This is a genomic window from Streptococcus mitis (genome assembly GCF_009496155.1).
Classification (GTDB): Bacteria; Bacillota; Bacilli; order Lactobacillales; family Streptococcaceae; genus Streptococcus; species Streptococcus mitis_BQ.
This window is the reverse complement of the sequence record NZ_WIJP01000007.1, coordinates 21,805-40,593: the sequence shown is the minus strand read 5'-3', so window position 1 is coordinate 40,593 and position 18,789 is coordinate 21,805. Positions and strand designations below refer to the sequence as shown.

21 protein-coding genes and 1 pseudogene are annotated in these 18,789 nt (G+C 41.2%); 21 read left to right on the top strand and 1 reads right to left on the bottom strand.

Translation table 11 applies throughout. The features are described 5' to 3' along the window. The first annotated feature begins 97 nt into the window (after positions 1 to 97). From brnQ to whiA, 21 genes and pseudogenes are all read left to right on the top strand, one after another. On the top strand, positions 98 to 1,423 hold the full coding sequence (gene brnQ / locus GEZ84_RS05510; RefSeq protein ID WP_194252035.1) for a branched-chain amino acid transport system II carrier protein: 1,326 nt from the start codon (positions 98 to 100) through the stop codon (positions 1,421 to 1,423). A gap of 95 nt (positions 1,424 to 1,518) precedes the next feature. Continuing rightward, on the top strand, positions 1,519 to 2,556 hold the full coding sequence (locus tag GEZ84_RS05505) for a M42 family metallopeptidase (RefSeq protein WP_153223797.1): 1,038 nt from the start codon (positions 1,519 to 1,521) through the stop codon (positions 2,554 to 2,556). 1 nt (position 2,557) lies between these two features. Then, a complete protein-coding gene (locus tag GEZ84_RS05500) occupies positions 2,558 to 3,028 on the top strand; it encodes an HIT family protein (protein ID WP_153223796.1) in 471 nt (156 codons plus the stop codon). Positions 3,029 to 3,030: 2 nt separating this feature from the next. Then, positions 3,031 to 3,747 (top strand): LD-carboxypeptidase LdcB/DacB, encoded by a 717-nt coding sequence (gene ldcB / locus GEZ84_RS05495; RefSeq protein WP_153223795.1) that lies wholly within the window; start codon positions 3,031 to 3,033, stop codon positions 3,745 to 3,747. A gap of 123 nt (positions 3,748 to 3,870) precedes the next feature. Beyond that, positions 3,871 to 4,296 carry a 50S ribosomal protein L11 gene (gene rplK, locus GEZ84_RS05490; RefSeq protein ID WP_001085807.1) on the top strand — a complete coding sequence of 142 codons (426 nt, stop codon included), beginning with the start codon at positions 3,871 to 3,873 and terminating at the stop codon, positions 4,294 to 4,296. A gap of 207 nt (positions 4,297 to 4,503) precedes the next feature. Then, positions 4,504 to 5,193, top strand: coding sequence for a 50S ribosomal protein L1 (gene rplA, locus GEZ84_RS05485; protein WP_001085675.1), 690 nt, complete (start codon positions 4,504 to 4,506; stop codon positions 5,191 to 5,193). A 435-nt stretch (positions 5,194 to 5,628) separates the two neighbouring features. Next, positions 5,629 to 6,387 carry a class I SAM-dependent methyltransferase gene (locus tag GEZ84_RS05480; protein ID WP_153223794.1) on the top strand — a complete coding sequence of 253 codons (759 nt, stop codon included), beginning with the start codon at positions 5,629 to 5,631 and terminating at the stop codon, positions 6,385 to 6,387. Between the two features lie 86 nt (positions 6,388 to 6,473). Continuing rightward, positions 6,474 to 6,986, top strand: a complete 513-nt coding sequence (locus GEZ84_RS05475; protein ID WP_020902089.1) for an adenine phosphoribosyltransferase — start codon at positions 6,474 to 6,476, stop codon at positions 6,984 to 6,986. Positions 6,987 to 7,168: 182 nt separating this feature from the next. Next, positions 7,169 to 8,113, top strand: a complete 945-nt coding sequence (gene metA, locus GEZ84_RS05470; protein ID WP_153223793.1) for a homoserine O-acetyltransferase MetA — start codon at positions 7,169 to 7,171, stop codon at positions 8,111 to 8,113. Positions 8,114 to 8,121: 8 nt separating this feature from the next. Further along, complete coding sequence (locus GEZ84_RS05465) at positions 8,122 to 8,799, top strand: DnaD domain-containing protein (RefSeq protein WP_153223792.1); 678 nt, start codon at positions 8,122 to 8,124, stop codon at positions 8,797 to 8,799. Between the two features lie 97 nt (positions 8,800 to 8,896). Then, positions 8,897 to 9,655, top strand: coding sequence for a triose-phosphate isomerase (gene tpiA, locus GEZ84_RS05460; protein ID WP_042901359.1), 759 nt, complete (start codon positions 8,897 to 8,899; stop codon positions 9,653 to 9,655). Positions 9,656 to 9,692: 37 nt separating this feature from the next. Then, positions 9,693 to 10,391, top strand: a pseudogene (locus GEZ84_RS05455) (hypothetical protein). 351 nt (positions 10,392 to 10,742) lie between these two features. Next, complete coding sequence (locus GEZ84_RS05450) at positions 10,743 to 11,261, top strand: Dps family protein (protein WP_050365263.1); 519 nt, start codon at positions 10,743 to 10,745, stop codon at positions 11,259 to 11,261. A gap of 130 nt (positions 11,262 to 11,391) precedes the next feature. Continuing rightward, positions 11,392 to 11,898, top strand: coding sequence for a dihydrofolate reductase (locus GEZ84_RS05445; RefSeq protein ID WP_153223790.1), 507 nt, complete (start codon positions 11,392 to 11,394; stop codon positions 11,896 to 11,898). Next, complete coding sequence (locus GEZ84_RS05440; protein WP_000442260.1) at positions 11,898 to 12,068, top strand: hypothetical protein; 171 nt, start codon at positions 11,898 to 11,900, stop codon at positions 12,066 to 12,068. The genes GEZ84_RS05445 and GEZ84_RS05440 overlap by 1 nt, the downstream gene beginning before the upstream one ends. Before the next feature lie 40 nt (positions 12,069 to 12,108). Next, entirely contained in the window at positions 12,109 to 13,341 is a 1,233-nt protein-coding gene (gene clpX, locus GEZ84_RS05435) for an ATP-dependent Clp protease ATP-binding subunit ClpX (RefSeq protein ID WP_012972566.1), read from the top strand. A gap of 8 nt (positions 13,342 to 13,349) precedes the next feature. Further along, entirely contained in the window at positions 13,350 to 13,937 is a 588-nt protein-coding gene (gene yihA, locus GEZ84_RS05430) for a ribosome biogenesis GTP-binding protein YihA/YsxC (protein WP_000405202.1), read from the top strand. 10 nt (positions 13,938 to 13,947) lie between these two features. Continuing rightward, on the top strand, positions 13,948 to 14,328 hold the full coding sequence (locus tag GEZ84_RS05425) for a RidA family protein (RefSeq protein WP_001062610.1): 381 nt from the start codon (positions 13,948 to 13,950) through the stop codon (positions 14,326 to 14,328). Between the two features lie 51 nt (positions 14,329 to 14,379). Continuing rightward, positions 14,380 to 15,270 (top strand): RNase adapter RapZ, encoded by an 891-nt coding sequence (rapZ, locus tag GEZ84_RS05420; RefSeq protein ID WP_153223789.1) that lies wholly within the window; start codon positions 14,380 to 14,382, stop codon positions 15,268 to 15,270. After that, positions 15,267 to 16,244: a YvcK family protein gene (locus GEZ84_RS05415; protein ID WP_153223788.1), complete on the top strand. Its 978-nt coding sequence runs from the start codon at positions 15,267 to 15,269 to the stop codon at positions 16,242 to 16,244. Before rapZ ends, GEZ84_RS05415 begins: the two co-directional genes overlap by 4 nt. Continuing rightward, positions 16,241 to 17,152 carry a DNA-binding protein WhiA gene (whiA, locus tag GEZ84_RS05410; RefSeq protein ID WP_153223787.1) on the top strand — a complete coding sequence of 304 codons (912 nt, stop codon included), beginning with the start codon at positions 16,241 to 16,243 and terminating at the stop codon, positions 17,150 to 17,152. Before GEZ84_RS05415 ends, whiA begins: the two co-directional genes overlap by 4 nt. A gap of 598 nt (positions 17,153 to 17,750) precedes the next feature. Here whiA and GEZ84_RS05405 read toward each other — a convergent pair. After that, complete coding sequence (locus GEZ84_RS05405) at positions 17,751 to 18,719, bottom strand: NAD(P)/FAD-dependent oxidoreductase (RefSeq protein WP_153223786.1); 969 nt, start codon at positions 18,717 to 18,719, stop codon at positions 17,751 to 17,753. Positions 18,720 to 18,789: the final 70 nt, after the last annotated feature.

Here is an 18,789-nt window from a genome sequence, read left to right as displayed (position 1 = left end):
ATCTTGAAAACATTCAATATTTACTTCGTGAAGCTTTTTTCATACTCTTATTCATGATATACTAGGTCAGTATTTTATAAATATGAAGGAGATTTTCATGGCTAAAAAAGGTGCCTTAACAGGTTTACTCTTGTTTGGAATATTTTTTGGTGCGGGGAACTTGATTTTTCCGCCTTCTCTAGGTGCTCTATCTGGAGAACATTTTCTTCCTGCCATCGCAGGTTTTGTCTTTTCAGGTGTTGGTATCGCCGTCTTGACCCTTATTATTGGAACGCTAAATCCTAAAGGATATATTTACGAGATTTCAACAAAGATAGCGCCTTGGTTTGCGACTCTTTACCTCTCAGTTCTTTACTTGTCAATCGGTCCATTCTTTGCTATCCCACGTACTGCTACAACAGCTTACGAGGTAGGGATTAGCCCCCTTTTGTCGGATGCAAATAAAGGTCTTGGCTTGATTGTCTTTACGGTTCTGTATTTTGCAGCAGCCTATCTAATTTCGCTTAATCCATCAAAAATCTTGGATCGTATCGGCCGTATTTTAACGCCAGTCTTTGCGATTTTGATTGTTATCTTGGTTGTTCTGGGAGCTTTCAAATACGGTGGAACAAGTCCACAAGCTGCTTCAGTTGCTTATCAAGCTTCTGCCTTTGGGACAGGTTTCCTAGAAGGTTACAATACCTTGGACGCCCTTGCTTCAGTTGCCTTTAGCGTAATCGCAGTTCAAACCTTGAAACAACTTGGATTCTCAAGTAAGAAAGAATACATTTCAACTATTTGGGTGGTTGGTATCGTTGTAGCCCTTGCCTTCAGCGCTCTTTACATCGGCTTAGGTTTCCTTGGAAATCATTTTCCAGTACCAGCTGAAGCGATGAAGGGTGGAACACCAGGTGTTTACATCTTGTCACAAGCTACTCAAGAAATCTTCGGCTCAACAGCTCAACTCTTCCTCGCAGCTATGGTTACCGTAACCTGCTTCACAACAACAGTTGGTCTGATTGTGTCAACAGCTGAGTTCTTTAATGAACGCTTCCCACAAATCAGCTACAAGGTTTATGCGACAGCCTTTACTTTGATTGGATTTGCTATTGCTAATCTGGGTCTTGATGCGATTATCAAGTACTCCATTCCTGTACTGGTTATTTTGTACCCAATCACGATTGCCATCGTTATGATTGTCATTGTCAACAAATTTGTGGCTCTTTCAAAACCAGGTATGCAGTTGACAATTGCTGTTGTTACAGCTATTGCCATTGCAAGCGTACTAGGAAGCTCGTTTAAGGTTGAGTTTCTTGCAAACCTTGTCAACGCTCTTCCTTTTGCCAAGGCATCTCTTCCATGGTTGGTGCCAGCCATCGTCGGAATCTTGCTTTCATTGGTTTTACCAAACAAGCAAGAAAGCGATGTTTTTGAAATGGAATAATCATTGAAATCACTTTTGTAGTCAGTCTACAGGAGTGATTTTCTTTTTTATCCGATGATAAATGTGTTATAATAGGTAGCAAAAGAGGTGAAGAAATGAATCAAACAGTAGAATATATAAAAGAACTGACAGCCATTGCGTCACCAACGGGCTTCACTCGGGAGATTTCGGACTATTTAGTCAAGACTCTAGAAGGTTTTGGTTACCAGCCAGTTCGTACAACCAAGGGCGGTGTCAATGTGACTATCAAAGGTCAAAATGATGAGCAACAACGCTATGTGACTGCCCATGTAGATACGCTGGGGGCTATTGTCCGTGCTGTCAAACCAGATGGCCGTCTCAAAATGGACCGTATCGGTGGTTTCCCTTGGAACATGATTGAAGGAGAAAACTGTACTGTTCATGTGGCTAGTAGAGGTGAAAAAGTATCAGGAACCATCCTTATCCACCAAACTTCTTGCCATGTCTACAAGGATGCAGGAACTGCAGAACGCACGCAAGACAATATGGAAGTGCGTTTGGATGCAAAAGTAACCACTGAAAAAGAAACTCGTGCCTTGGGGATTGAGGTCGGTGATTTTATCAGTTTTGACCCACGAACTGTCGTGACAGAGACAGGTTTTATCAAGTCTCGTCATTTGGACGATAAGGTCAGCGCAGCGATTTTGCTTAACCTGCTTCGTATTTATAAGGAAGAGAAGATTGAATTGCCCGTAACAACCCATTTTGCTTTTTCAGTCTTTGAAGAAGTAGGCCACGGTGCTAACTCCAATATCCCTGCTCAGGTAGTAGAATATCTGGCTGTGGATATGGGAGCCATGGGAGATGACCAGCAAACAGATGAGTACACAGTGTCTATCTGTGTCAAGGATGCTTCTGGGCCTTATCACTATGACTTCCGTCAACATTTGGTTGCCTTGGCTAAAGAGCAAGATATTCCATTTAAGCTGGACATCTATCCATTCTATGGATCGGACGCTTCAGCGGCTATGTCTGCAGGAGCAGAAGTCAAACACGCCCTTCTAGGTGCTGGTATCGAGTCTAGCCATTCTTATGAGCGTACTCATATTGACTCGGTGGTTGCAACAGAGCATATGGTTGATGCTTATCTTAAGAGCGCATTGGTAGACTAATATGTGTTTGATTTGTCAGAGAATTGAGTTCATTAAAGCTGGGGAAAATCCCTACTTTGTCAAAGAGTTGGAAACAGGCTATCTTGTCATTGGAGATCACCAGTATTTTGCAGGTTATAGTCTCTTTCTAGCCAAGGAACACGTCACGGAATTGCACCATTTAGAAAAGGAAACAAGACTCCATTTTCTAGAAGAAATGAGTTTAGTCCAAGAGGCAGTTGCTAAGGCCTTTGCTGCTGAGAAAATGAATATCGAACTGCTAGGAAATGGTGATGCCCATCTTCATTGGCATCTGTTCCCTAGACGAAGAGGTGATATGAATGGTCACGGTCTCAATGGACGTGGTCCAGTCTGGTGGGTTCCCTTTGAAGAAATGACAGCAGAAACTTGCCAAGTAAAATCGGATGAGATTGAAAGATTAGTCAAATGTTTATCGTCAGAAGTAGATAACCTATTAGAAATAAAGGAGTAGAAATGAAAAAAAGATACCTTGTCTTGACAGCCTTGCTAGCCTTGAGTCTAGCAGCTTGTTCACAAGAAAAAGCAAAAAACGAAGATGGCGCAGCTAAGACAGAACAAACAGCCAAGGCTGATGGAACAGTCGGCAGTAAGTCTCAAGGAGCTGCCCAGAAAAAAGCAGAAGTGGTTAACAAAGGAGACTACTACAGCATCCAAGGGAAATACGATGAAATCATCGTAGCCAATAAACACTATCCATTGTCTAAAGACTACAATCCAGGGGAAAATCCGACTGCCAAGGCAGAGTTGGTCAAACTCATCAAAGCGATGCAAGAGGCAGGATTCCCAATTAGTGACCATTATAGTGGCTTTAGAAGTTATGAAACTCAGACCAAGCTCTATCAAGATTATGTCAATCAAGATGGGAAAGCAGCAGCTGACCGTTACTCTGCCCGACCTGGCTATAGCGAACACCAAACAGGCTTGGCCTTTGATGTGATTGGGACTGATGGTGATTTGGTAACAGAAGAAAAAGCAGCCCAATGGCTTTTGAACCATGCAGCTGACTATGGCTTTGTTGTCCGTTATCTCAAAGGTAAGGAAAAGGAAACAGGCTATATGGCTGAGGAATGGCACCTGCGTTATGTCGGAAAAGAAGCAAAAGAAATTGCTGAGAGTGGTCTCAGTTTGGAAGAATACTATGGCTTTGAAGGCGGAGATTACGTCGATTAAAAAATAAACTTTTCTCTTGCAATTCCAGATAAATAGTGTATAATAGATGGGTATGTGAAAAAGCATACTTGTGGGAGGTAAAAATCTCTAATTACCGCCAAAACCACAAAGGAGGATTTAAAAATGGCTAAAAAAGTCGAAAAACTTGTAAAATTGCAAATCCCTGCTGGTAAAGCTACACCAGCTCCACCGGTTGGACCTGCTCTTGGTCAAGCTGGTATCAACATCATGGGATTCACAAAAGAGTTCAACGCTCGTACAGCTGACCAAGCTGGTATGATCATTCCAGTTGTTATCTCAGTTTACGAAGATAAATCATTTACTTTCATCACTAAAACACCACCAGCTGCTGTTCTTTTGAAAAAAGCTGCAGGTGTTGAAAAAGGATCAGGTACACCTAACAAAACTAAAGTTGCTACAGTTACTCGTGCACAAGTACAAGAAATTGCAGAAACTAAGATGCCAGATTTGAACGCAGCAAACGTGGAGTCTGCAATGCGTATGATCGAAGGTACTGCTCGTTCTATGGGATTCACTGTTGTTGACTAATCAATAACACAGTAGAAAATCTCACAGCAGTCTATTAGTTGCTTTTCATACTAGGCAAGTGATTGAGGCTTGTACTTGGGTACAGCAAGGGAACTTAACGATGTAGGAAAAGGAAAATAATAGACTGAAAACCCGCAAGACTTCATCATTTCGAGGAGTGACGTGGGAGATGAAAATCGATTGAACCACTTACAAGGAGAATAGAAAATGGCTAAAAAAAGCAAACAACTTCGTGCTGCTCTTGAGAAAATCGACAGCACAAAAGCATACAGTGTAGAAGAAGCTGTAGCACTTGCAAAAGAAACTAACTTTGCAAAATTTGACGCAACTGTAGAAGTTGCTTACAACTTGAACATTGACGTTAAAAAAGCTGACCAACAAATCCGTGGAGCAATGGTATTGCCAAACGGTACTGGTAAAACTTCACGCGTTCTTGTTTTCGCACGTGGTGCAAAAGCTGAAGAAGCAAAAGCTGCTGGTGCAGACTTTGTTGGTGAAGATGACCTTGTTGCTAAAATCAACGACGGTTGGTTGGACTTCGACGTAGTTATCGCTACACCTGACATGATGGCTCTTGTTGGACGTCTTGGACGTGTCCTTGGACCACGTAACTTGATGCCAAACCCTAAAACTGGTACTGTAACAATGGATGTTGCAAAAGCAGTTGAAGAGTCTAAAGGTGGTAAAATCACTTACCGTGCTGACCGTGCAGGTAACGTTCAAGCAATCATCGGTAAAGTATCATTTGAAGCTGAAAAATTGGTTGAAAACTTCAAAGCTTTCAACGAAACAATCCAAAAAGCAAAACCAGCTACAGCTAAAGGAACTTACGTAACAAACTTGACTATCACAACTACTCAAGGTGTTGGTATCAAAGTTGACGTAAACTCACTTTAATCAGTAGTTTATATCAGAGAACGAGTACGAAAGTGCTCGTTTTTTTAGGTATGACGGGCATTTCGTTCATCTGAGATGTAAGTCTTCTGTGGGTACCATATACTAGTAAACCTGTTAGAGATTCTCAAGTCTGACGCTGGAAATAAGAATCGGTAGAGAGTGAGATAGCGAAATCGTGGTTATACGAATAGGCACGTGATAGTAAGGTGTATATAGTGGATAAGGGTACCAGCAACTCTAAAGTCCAAATATGTAGTCGTAACCTATATGCGTAAACTAGGTGAGTAATTGAATTTGAACCAGAGAGGTAATAATAAATTTATGCTATAGTCATGACAGCTTGTATGCTTTTGATTCTAGTTTATCAAATAATAGATTAGAATTGTCAGATAATATCATTTTATGTTATAATGAAGAAAAAACAGAGGTGTTCAAATGTCAGAAGCAGGTCATAAGTTTTTAGCAAAACTGGGGAAAAAACGCTTACGTCCAGGTGGAAAACGTGCCACAGATTGGTTAATTGCGGAAGGAGGATTTTCAAAAGAAAAGAGAATACTAGAAGTTGCGTGCAATAGGGGAACTACAGCAATTGAGTTGGCACAGCGTTTTGGTTGTAAGATAACTGCTGTTGATATGGATGGACAAGCTTTAGAAGCGGCTAAAAAATCTGCTGAAACGGCAGGTGTTGGTCATTTAATTAGGTTTGAAAGAGCCAATGCAATGAAACTTCCTTATGAAGATGCTAGTTTTGATATTGTTATAAATGAAGCTATGCTGACTATGCAAGTCGATCAAGCTAAGAAAAAATGTGTAATGGAGTATCTAAGGGTTTTAAAGCCTGGAGGTCTTCTCCTGACACATGATGTGCTTCTTAAGGAAGCTAAAGAGTCTGTCAGACAGGAATTGTCGCAAGCAATTCATGTAAATGTAGGTCCTTTAACTCAAGATGGTTGGGAACAGGTGATGATAGAATCAGGTTATTGTGATGTGAAAGTATTGACTGGTGAAATGACATTAATGAAATTATCAGGTATGATTTATGACGAAGGTTGGCTAGGAACTTTGAAAATTTGTGTAAATGCTTGTAAAAAGGAGAATAGAAAGCAGTTTTTAACTATGTATAAAATGTTTAATAAGAATAAAAAGAACTTGGGATTTATTGCGATGGCTAGTTATAAATCGTTAAATCGTTAGATAATTATTGAAGTTAACTTTTCCTTTTTTCTTTCTTAAAAAATATGCTATAATAGAGAGTAAAAAACTTTGAAAGAAAGAAAAAGATGAATTTAAAAGATTACATTGCAACAATTGAAAATTATCCGAAGGAAGGTATTACTTTCCGTGATATCAGTCCTTTGATGGCTGATGGAAATGCTTATAGCTATGCTGTTCGTGAAATCGTTCAGTATGCTACTGACAAGAAAATTGATATGATCGTAGGGCCTGAAGCTCGTGGTTTTATCGTGGGTTGTCCAGTTGCCTTTGAGTTGGGAATTGGTTTTGCGCCTGTTCGTAAGCCAGGAAAATTGCCACGCGAAGTCATTTCTGCTGACTATGAAAAAGAGTACGGTGTTGATACCTTGACTATGCATGCTGACGCCATCAAGCCAGGTCAACGTGTTCTGATCGTAGATGACCTCTTGGCAACAGGTGGAACTGTTAAGGCAACCATCGAGATGATTGAAAAACTTGGTGGTGTTGTAGCAGGTTGTGCCTTCCTTGTTGAATTGGATGACTTGAACGGTCGTGAAAAAATCGGTGACTACGATTACAAGGTTCTTATGCATTATTAATGAAAAACAGTCCCTAGGGCTGTTTTCTCTACATTAGGATATAAAAACAGACTATATCTAGTTAGAGAAAAACTATAATTGAAAACTATATCTTCTTGCAGTATAATAAAGGGAACAAGTATTTGAGTTTTGACTTCAAACACATGCAATTATTCCTGAAAGAGTACAGCTAGGAGAGGGTTATGCCGATTCGAATTGATAAAAAATTGCCAGCTGTTGAGATTTTACGGACAGAGAATATCTTTGTCATGGATGATCAACGTGCGGCCCACCAAGATATCCGTCCCTTGAAGATTTTAATTTTAAATCTCATGCCACAGAAAATGGTTACAGAAACCCAATTGTTGCGCCATTTGGCTAATACGCCCCTGCAATTGGACATTGATTTTCTCTATATGGAGACCCACCGTTCTAAAACAACTCGTTCAGAGCACATGGAAACCTTCTATAAAACTTTTCCTGAGGTCAAGGATGAGTATTTTGATGGGATGATTATCACGGGTGCTCCAGTTGAACATTTACCATTTGAGGAAGTAGACTACTGGGAGGAATTTACTCAGGTGCTTGAGTGGTCTAAGACTCATGTCTATTCGACCCTTCATATCTGTTGGGGGGCTCAGGCTGGTCTTTATCTGCGTTATGGGGTGGAAAAATACCAGATGGACAGTAAGTTATCAGGTATCTATCCTCAGGATACTTTAAAAGAAGGACATCTTCTCTTTAGAGGCTTTGACGATAGCTACGTTTCCCCTCATTCTCGGCATACAGAAATTTATAAGGACGAGATCTTAAACAAAACCAATCTCGAGATTTTATCAGAAGGACCTCAGGTTGGGGTTTCGATTTTGGCCAGTCGTGATTTACGAGAAATTTATAGTTTTGGGCATTTGGAATATGACCGTGATACCTTGGCAAAAGAGTATTTTAGGGACCGTGACGCAGGTTTAGACCCACATATTCCAGAAAATTACTTTAAGGATGATGATGTCAATCAGACACCTTGTCTTTGTTGGTCTTCATCGGCAGCCCTCTTTTTCAGTAACTGGGTGAACTATGCTGTCTATCAGGAGACGCCTTTTGACTGGAGAAAGATAGAAGATGATGCATCTGCATTTGGGTATTTATAAGAGGAATTATGACATATTTAGACGCTTTTAAATCAGGGAACTTGGTTTTACCGAGTGCCCTGCTCTTGCATTTTAAGGAACTCTTTCCTTCTAGCGACGATTTTCTGGTCTGGCAATTTTTCTATTTGCAAAATACGACAGGTTTGGAAGAAATGTCGCCAAGCCAGATTGCTGAAAGGATTGGCAAGGAAATTTCGGATGTCAACCAGGCCATTTCCAATCTGACGGAGAGGGGACTGCTTCAGTATAGAACCATCGAATTGAATGGTGAAATCGAATTGCTTTTTGATGCTAGCTTGGCTTTGGAACGTTTGGATGACTTGCTTGACGCTAGTCATTCGAGTTCAGACCAGTTGACACCTCAAAATCAGCTCAAGGATTTGGTAGAAACCTTCCAGCAGGAGTTGGGACGCTTGTTGACGCCTTTTGAGATTGAGGATTTGACTAAAACGCTAAAGGAAGATGGAACCAGTGCTGACTTGATTAAGGAAGCTCTTCGTGAAGCTGTTTTGAATGGAAAACCAAACTGGAAGTATATTCAGGCGATTTTGAGAAACTGGCGCCATGAAGGTATCAAAAGTGTGGCTCAAATCGAGGCTAAGCGAGCAGAAAGAGAAGCAAGCAATCCTCAGTTAACACAGGTATCTGCAGATTTCAGAAATGCCATGGATCTTTGGAAGGATTAATCCATGGCAGCAGGCTTGAAATTCTAGTAAGATTTGCAAGCTGTGTATAATTGTGATAAAATAAATAGAAAATAAATTGAAAAAAGAGGTATGTGAAATGTCACGTAAACCATTTATCGCTGGTAACTGGAAAATGAACAAAAATCCAGAAGAAGCTAAAGCATTTGTTGAAGCAGTTGCATCAAAACTTCCTTCATCAGATCTTGTTGAAGCAGGTATCGCTGCTCCAGCTCTTGATTTGACAACTGTTCTTGTTGCTGCAAAAGGTTCAAACCTTAAAGTTGCTGCTCAAAACTGCTACTTTGAAAATGCAGGTGCTTTCACTGGTGAAACTAGCCCACAAGTTTTGAAAGAAATCGGTACTGACTACGTTGTTATCGGTCACTCAGAACGCCGTGACTACTTCCATGAAACTGACGAAGATATTAACAAAAAAGCTAAAGCAATCTTTGCAAATGGTATGCTTCCAATCATCTGTTGTGGTGAATCACTCGAAACTTACGAAGCTGGTAAAGCAGCTGAATTCGTAGGTGCTCAAGTATCTGCTGCATTGGCTGGTTTGACTGCTGAACAAGTTGCGGCATCAGTTATCGCTTATGAGCCAATCTGGGCTATCGGTACTGGTAAATCAGCTTCACAAGACGATGCACAAAAAATGTGTAAAGTTGTTCGTGACGTTGTAGCTGCTGACTTCGGTCAAGAGGTTGCAGACAAAGTTCGTGTTCAATACGGTGGTTCTGTTAAACCTGAGAATGTTGCTTCATACATGGCTTGCCCAGACGTTGACGGTGCCCTTGTAGGTGGTGCGTCACTTGAAGCTGAAAGCTTCTTGGCATTGCTTGACTTTGTAAAATAATTAGTAAGTAGCAAAAGCTAGGTGGAACAGCATTCAGATGTCTGTTCCATTTTTTATAGGAGAGGAAAGATTGAAAACAAAGATTAAAAAAATTGGATTAGCAAGTATCTGCTTACTAGGCTTGGCAACTAGCTAGGTCGCTGCAAATGAAACTGAAGTAGCAAAAACTTCGCAGGATACAACGACAGTTTCAAGTAGTTCAGAGCAAAATCAGTCTTCTAATAAAACTCAAACGAGCGAAGGAGTAAAGGCTGATGGTTCTAAAGCTAAGAGTGAGTGGATTTTTGATAACTACTATAAGGCTTGGTTTTATATTAAGTCAGATGGTCGTTATGCAGAAAATGAAACAGATGCCAATCAAACCATTGAACTCTTGAAAAAATACAAGATGAACTTATCTTACCCTATATATTATAATGTTGAGAACTGGGAATATGTCAATAAAACAAAGAGAGCCCCAAGTGATACTGGAATCTTGGTCAAGATCATCAATAAGTATATGGAAACAATGAGGCAGGCTGGTTACCAAAATGTGAAAGTTTATAGCTATCGTCAACTCTTGCAAACTCGTTTGAATCATCCAGATATTTTACAACATGTCAACTGGGTTGCAGCTTATACTGATGCACTTGATTGGACAAATCATCACTATTCAGGAGAAAAAGGATGGCAATATACTTCATCTGACTCTCTTAAAGGGATTAGAGGACGTGTCGATGTCAGCGTCTGGTATTAAGATATAAGTTTGAGAAAGGGGTGTGCAAGAAAATTGCATCCTCTTTTTTCTTTATTTTATAGAAGTTAAGAGAGTTTGAAAGGAACTGTGTTTTATACTCAATGAAAATCAAAGAGCAAACTAGGAAGTTAGCCGCAGGTTGCTCAAAACAGTGTTTTGAGGTTGTAGATGGAAACTGACGTGGTTTGAAGAGATTTTCGAAGAGTATTATTTTAAAAATTCTTAAATTATCAGTCTATTGCAACTTTTCTCATGTGAGTCATTTGGCTTGCTATTGTTTTTTATTAGTAGTATACTAAGGTAGTAATCATTAAGAAGTGGTTACAAAAAATAATGAATGAGGTAAAAACAATGGTAGAATTGAAAAAAGAAGCAGTAAAAGACGTAACATCATTAACAAAAGCAGCACCAGTAGCATTGGCAAAAACAAAGGAAGTCTTGAACCAAGCTGTTGCTGATTTGTATGTAGCTCACGTTGCCTTGCACCAAGTGCACTGGTACATGCGTGGTCGTGGTTTCCTTGTATGGCATCCAAAAATGGATGAGTATATGGAAGCTCTTGACGGTCAATTGGATGAAATTAGCGAACGTTTGATTACACTTGGTGGAAGCCCATTCTCTACATTGACAGAATTCCTTCAAAACAGTGAAATCGAAGAAGAAGCTGGTGAATACCGTAATGTTGAAGAAAGCTTGGAACGTGTTCTTGTTATCTACCGTTACTTGTCAGAACTTTTCCAAAAAGGTTTGGATGTTACTGATGAAGAAGGTGACGATGTGACAAATGGTATCTTTGCAGATGCTAAAACTGAAACGGACAAAACAATCTGGATGCTTGCAGCAGAACTTGGACAAGCACCTGGTTTGTAAGAAATAATAGTAACATATATAAATCTGTAGGAAATTTCTTACAGATTTTTTCTATTCTGTAAGCTATTCCAAACCAGCCTTTTTTTTAGTTTTTTGATAAAATAGTACTATCAGTGAAAAGGATGGAAGCATGACTAAGAAAATCGTAGCTATTTGGGCTCAGGATGAAGAGGGTGTGATTGGTAAGGACAATCGTCTGCCTTGGCATTTGCCAGCAGAACTGCAACATTTCAAGGAAACAACTCTGAATCATGCCATCTTGATGGGGCGTGTGACCTTTGATGGGATGGGGCGTCGCTTGCTTCCAAAACGGGAAACCTTGATTTTGACACATAACCCAGAAGAAAAGATGGATGGTGTTACTACTTTTTATGATGTTCAGTCTGTCTTGGACTGGTATCAGAGTCAAGAAAAGAATCTCTATATTATTGGTGGGAAGCAAATTTTTCAGGCTTTTGAACCTTACCTTGATGAAGTGATTGTGACTCAAATTCATGCTCGGGTGGAAGGAGATACCTATTTCCCTGAAGAGTTTGATTTGTCTCTTTTTGAGACAGTTTCAAGCAAATTTTACGTCAAAGATGAGAAAAATCCTTATGATTTCACCATCCAATATCGCAAGAGAAAGGAAGTCTAATGGAACGTAGTATATTTGGTTTTTTCACAGCCATGCTGTGTTTGGTCTGCTTGCTTGCTGGAGCACAGGCTTTTCGTAAGAAGCGTTATGGACTTTCTGTCCTGCTCTGGTTAAATGCCTTTACTAATTTGGTCAATAGTATCCATGCTTTTTACATGACCTTATTTTAGATAGAATGACAGTATAAAAAGAATAGAACGGAAGGAAATCATGCCTACAAATAGGAATAATGATATGATGGTTTATTGCTCATTTTGTGGTAAAAGCCAAGAAGAAGTACAAAAAATAATCGCAGGCAACAACGCCTTTATCTGTAATGAATGTGTAGAGTTGGCCCAGGAAATCATTCGAGAGGAGTTGGCTGAGGAAGTTTTAGCAGACTTGTCTGAGGTACCAAAACCAATCGAACTCCTCCATATCTTGAACCACTATGTAATTGGTCAAGATCGTGCCAAGCGTGCCTTGGCAGTGGCGGTTTATAACCACTACAAACGTATCAATTTTCACGATACGCGTGAAGAGTCGGAAGATGTGGATTTGCAGAAGTCAAACATCTTGATGATTGGCCCAACTGGTTCTGGGAAAACATTCCTTGCCCAGACCTTGGCTAAGAGCTTGAATGTGCCTTTTGCGATCGCAGATGCGACAGCTCTTACTGAGGCTGGTTATGTGGGTGAGGATGTGGAAAATATCCTCCTCAAACTCTTGCAAGCTGCTGACTTTAACATCGAACGAGCAGAGCGTGGGATTATCTATGTGGATGAAATTGACAAGATTGCTAAGAAGAGCGAGAATGTTTCTATCACACGTGATGTTTCTGGTGAAGGGGTGCAACAAGCTCTCCTCAAGATTATCGAGGGAACCGTTGCTAGTGTTCCGCCTCAAGGTGGACGCAAGCATCCACAACAAGAGATGATTCAAGTGGATACAAAAAATATCCTCTTCATCGTGGGTGGTGCCTTTGATGGCATTGAAGAAATTGTCAAACAACGTCTGGGTGAAAAAGTCATTGGCTTTGGTCAAAATAATAAAGCGATTGATGAAAACAGCTCCTACATGCAAGAAATTATCGCAGAAGATATTCAAAAATTTGGTATTATCCCTGAGTTGATTGGACGCTTGCCTGTCTTTGCGGCTCTTGAGCAATTGACAGTGGATGACTTGGTTCGCATCTTGAAAGAACCAAGAAATGCCTTGGTCAAACAATACCAAACCTTGCTGTCTTATGATGATGTCGAGTTGGAATTTGACGACGAAGCCCTTCAAGAGATTGCCAACAAGGCCATCGAACGCAAAACTGGTGCGCGTGGTCTTCGTTCGATTATTGAAGAAACCATGCTAGATGTCATGTTTGAAGTACCGAGTCAGGAAAATGTGAAATTGGTTCGCATCACAAAAGAAGCTGTCGATGGAACGGATAAACCAATCCTAGAAACAGCCTAGAGGTGACTATGGAAATCAATACACACAATGCTGAAATCTTGCTCAGTGCGGCTAACAAGTCCCACTATCCGCAGGATGAATTGCCAGAGATCGCTCTTGCAGGGCGTTCAAATGTTGGCAAGTCTAGCTTTATCAATACTATGCTGAACCGTAAGAATCTGGCTCGTACGTCAGGGAAACCTGGGAAAACCCAGCTTCTCAACTTCTTTAACATTGACGACAAGATGCGCTTTGTGGATGTGCCTGGTTATGGTTATGCCCGTGTTTCCAAAAAGGAACGTGAAAAGTGGGGGCGCATGATTGAGGAGTACTTAACGACTCGGGAAAATCTTCGTGCAGTGGTCAGTTTAGTTGACCTCCGTCATGACCCGTCAGCAGATGATGTGCAGATGTACGAATTTCTCAAGTATTATGAGATTCCGGTTATCATCGTTGCGACCAAGGCGGACAAGATTCCTCGTGGTAAATGGAACAAGCACGAATCAGCAATCAAAAAGAAATTAAACTTTGACCCAAGTGACGATTTCATCCTCTTTTCATCTGTCAGCAAGGCAGGGATGGATGAGGCTTGGGATGCAATCTTAGAAAAATTGTGAGGAAAAGAAAATGGCAAAAATAATTCATACAGACAAAGCTCCAAAGGCTATCGGACCATATGTTCAAGGAAAAATCGTTGGCAACCTTTTGTTTGCTAGCGGTCAAGTTCCCCTATCTCCTGAAACTGGGGAAATCGTTGGAGAAACGATTCAAGAACAGACAGAACAAGTCTTAAAAAACATCGGTGCTATTTTGGCAGAAGCTGGAACAGACTTTGACCATGTTGTCAAAACAACTTGCTTCTTGAGCGATATGAACGACTTTGTTCCTTTTAATGAGGTTTACCAAACGGCCTTTAAAGAGGAATTTCCAGCTCGTTCAGCTGTGGAGGTAGCTCGTCTTCCTCGTGATGTAAAAGTCGAAATTGAAGTTATCGCAGAGATTGGATAAGCTAGTTGAAGTTTGGTGTTGCCAAACTTCTTTTGATATAAGGAGAAAAAGATGACAAAGAAACAACTTCACTTGGTGATTGTGACAGGGATGAGTGGTGCAGGAAAGACTGTGGCCATTCAGTCCTTCGAGGACTTGGGATATTTCACCATTGACAATATGCCACCAGCTCTCTTGCCTAAGTTTTTGCAGTTGGTGGAAACAAAGGAAGACGACCATAAGTTGGCCTTGGTAGTGGATATGCGTAGCCGTTCTTTCTTCTCAGAGATTCAAACTGTTTTGGATGAGTTGGAAAATAAGGAAGAACTGGACTTTAAAATTCTCTTTTTGGATGCAGCTGATAAGGAATTGGTCGCGCGTTACAAGGAAACCAGACGGAGTCACCCTCTAGCAGCGGATGGTCGGATTTTAGATGGTATCAAACTGGAACGTGAACTCTTGGCACCTTTGAAAAATATGAGCCAAAATGTGGTGGATACGACTGAACTGACTCCACGTGAGCTACGTAAAACCCTTGCAGAGCAGTTTTCTGACCAAGAACAAGCCCAGTCTTTCCGTATCGAAGTTATGTCTTTTGGCTTCAAGTATGGTATCCCGATTGATGCGGACTTGGTCTTTGATGTCCGATTCTTGCCAAATCCCTACTATCTACCAGAACTGCGTAATCAAACGGGTGTAGATGAACCAGTTTATGACTATGTAATGAATCATCCTGAGTCAGATGATTTTTATCAACATTTATTGGCCTTGATTGAGCCGATTTTGCCAAGTTACCAAAAGGAAGGAAAGTCTGTTTTGACTATTGCCATGGGATGTACGGGTGGACAACACCGTAGTGTGGCCTTTGCTAAGCGTTTGGCACAGGACTTATCCAAGAATTGGCCTGTCAATGAAGGGCATCGCGACAAAGACCGAAGAAAGGAAACGGTAAACCGTTCATGAGAAAACCAAAGATAACGGTGATTGGTGGAGGGACTGGGATCCCTGTCATTCTAAAAAGTCTACGTGAAAAAGATGTGGAAATCGCTGCTATCGTAACGGTGGCGGATGATGGTGGTTCATCAGGTGAACTCCGAAAAAATATGCAGCAGTTGACACCTCCAGGTGATCTTCGCAATGTCCTTGTGGCTATGTCGGATATGCCTAAGTTTTATGAGAAGGTCTTTCAGTATCGTTTTTCTGAGGATGCCGGAGCCTTTGCTGGACATCCGCTGGGCAATCTCATTATCGCAGGCCTGTCAGAAATGCAGGGTTCGACCTATAATGCCATGCAGTTATTGAGCAAATTTTTCCATACAACTGGGAAGATTTATCCTTCCAGTGACCATCCTTTGACCCTGCATGCAGTCTTTCAGGATGGGACAGAAGTGGCTGGAGAGAGTCATATTGCAGACCATCCAGGCATGATTGACCATGTCTATGTAACCAATACCCTCAACGATGATACGCCTCTGGCCAGTCGTCGAGTGGTGCAGACCATTCTTGAAAGTGATATGATTGTCCTTGGACCTGGTTCCCTCTTTACCTCGATTTTACCTAATATCGTGATTAAGGAAATTGGGCAGGCACTTTTGGAAACCAAGGCAGAAATCGCCTATGTCTGCAATATCATGACCCAACGTGGGGAGACGGAACACTTTACAGATAGTGACCACGTGGAGGTCTTACATCGTCACCTTGGTCGCTCTTTTATCGATACTGTTTTGGTGAATATCGAAAAAGTGCCTCAGGAATACATGAATTCCAACCGTTTTGATGAATACTTGGTGCAGGTGGAACACGATTTTGCTGGGCTTTGTAAGCAAGTTCCGCGTGTGATTTCATCTAACTTCCTTCGTCTGGAAAATGGAGGTGCCTTCCACGATGGGGATTTGATTGTGGACGAATTGATGCGGATTATACGGGTGAGAAAATGAGTTTCACAGTAGCAGTAAAAGAAGAAATTCTAGGTCAGCACCATCTGAGCCGGCATGAATTATCTGCCATTATCAAGATGTCTGGCAGTATCGGTCTCTCGACCTCGGGCTTGACCTTGTCTGTCGTGACAGAAAATGCCAAGCTGGCTCGGCACCTCTATGAGTCCTTTCTCCATTTTTATGAAATCAAATCGGAAATTCGCCACCACCAACGGAGCAATCTTCGCAAGAATCGGGTCTATACTGTTTTTACAGATGAAAAGGTGCAGGACTTGTTGAGTGATTTGCACTTGGCCGACTCTTTCTTTGGTTTGGAAACAGGTATTGATGAGGCGATTTTATCGGATGAGGAAGCAGGTCGTGCCTATCTCTGTGGTGCCTTCTTAGCAAATGGGAGCATTCGTGACCCTGAATCGGGTAAGTACCAGTTGGAAATCAGTTCTGTTTATCTGGACCACGCGCAAGGGATTGCCTCCCTTCTCCAGCAATTTTTACTGGATGCCAAGGTGCTTGAGCGCAAGAAGGGGGCTGTGACTTATCTCCAGCGAGCCGAAGACATTATGGACTTCTTGATAGTAATCGGAGCTATGCAGGCGCGTGATGATTTTGAGCGGGTTAAAATTTTGCGAGAAACTCGTAATGATCTCAATCGGGCTAATAATGCTGAAACGGCGAATATTGCTCGGACAGTTTCTGCCAGCATGAAGACCATCAACAATATCAGTAAAATCAAAGATATCATGGGTTTAGAAAATCTGCCAGTGGATTTGCAGGAAGTAGCGCAACTGCGGATTCAACACCCAGACTACTCAATCCAGCAGTTAGCAGATAGCCTCAGCAATCCTCTGACTAAAAGTGGTGTTAACCACAGACTTAGAAAGATAAATAAATTAGCCGATGAACTATAAAGATATACTCCTTTGAATTATTAGTGTGATTGGTTGATTCTATTTTTTCTAATGGTCTAATATCGCTAACTTACAAAATATCAACCTGTTTTTTGACAATTGAATAGAGTATGTGAGATAATAAAGGGAAATTGAGAAGTTCTAGCATCTTAGTGCTAACAGAAATCCCCTCGGTACTGCAATACCGAGGGGATTTTTTCTGGGTTAGATAGTACTAACCATGGAGGTTATACTCAATGAAAATCAAAGAGCAAACTAGGAAACTAGCCGCAGGCTGTACTTGAGTACGACAAGGCGACGTTGACGTGGTTTGAAGAGATTTTCGAGGAGTATTACTTGTCGAAGTGATCGTCTAACCAACGAGTCACCAGCCATGAGATAATACTCTCGATGACTGCGATAAGTATTATTTTGAGAAGTTCTAGCATCTGTAATACCTTCTTTTCCAAGGCGTATTGTTAGTGCCGTTCCTCTTATATCACATGTTTTATCAGTTTGATAGGCATTTTTATTTTTGCTAAAAAAGGGAAAGATATGAACTAACAAGATTGTAGCTAAACTATAAAACCACGAATCCTATGTGACTCGTGGTTCTTTTTTATAAACTGGTTGAGTGTTTTGGTTGTACTTTTTGCTCTGGGTCAATGTAGTTGATGGCATTGTTTACAGCAGTCGGTGCTTCCCCTAGACCTGTCGCAATCAGATCAATTTTTCCGTCATAGTAGCAGCAGTCACCGATAGCATAGATACCTGCTTGGCTAGATTCCTGTTTGCTGTTGACAATAATCTTGTGGCGGTTGAGGTCCAGACCCCAGTTTTTAAGGTTACCGACAGAAGATTTGAAACCATAGTTGACAAAGAGGTGGTCTAGGTCAATCGTTTCGGTTTCATCAGATTTTACTTTTGTGATTTCCAATTTGTCAAGCGTTTTTCCATCGCCAAGGAGTTGGCTAGGGACGAATGGTGTTTTGATGGTCACAGATGATTCTTGCAAGGCTTGGACACTGTGTTCCAAGGCGCGGAAATTATCTCTGCGGTGGACAAGGGTAGTTGGCGCAATTTTTTCAAAAGCCAAAGCCCAATCTACAGCCGAGTCCCCACCACCAAGAATCGTCACTTTCTTACCAGCGTATTGCTGGATGTTGGAAACGTGGTAGTGGATATTTTCATAGCTTTCAACGCCTTCTAGTTCCAGCGGACGTGGTTTAAAGGCACCGCCACCCATAGCGATGATAACTGTTTTAGACAGGTGACTTCCTTTAGAAGTTGTGATGACAAATCCTTCCTCTTGTTTTTCAATCTCAAGAACCGTTTCGTTGAGATGAATAGGGGTATCAAAGCCGTTTAACTGTTCAATCAAGCGGTTGATCAATTCTTCTCCAGTCAGGTTTGGGAAACCTGGAACGTCGAGGATTTCCTTTTCAGGATAGAGAATAGCAGGTTGTCCACCGAGTTGGGGAAGAGAGTCGATGATTTGAACCTTGGCTTGGCGTAGGTGGGCATAGAAGGCTGCAAAAAGCCCGACGGGACCACCACCTACAATAGTGATATCATAGAGTTGAGACATGGTTTCTCCTTTGTTTTTCCTAGTCAGTTTATTTTATCATATTTTTCCTTAATTTAAAATGAAGTAGGAT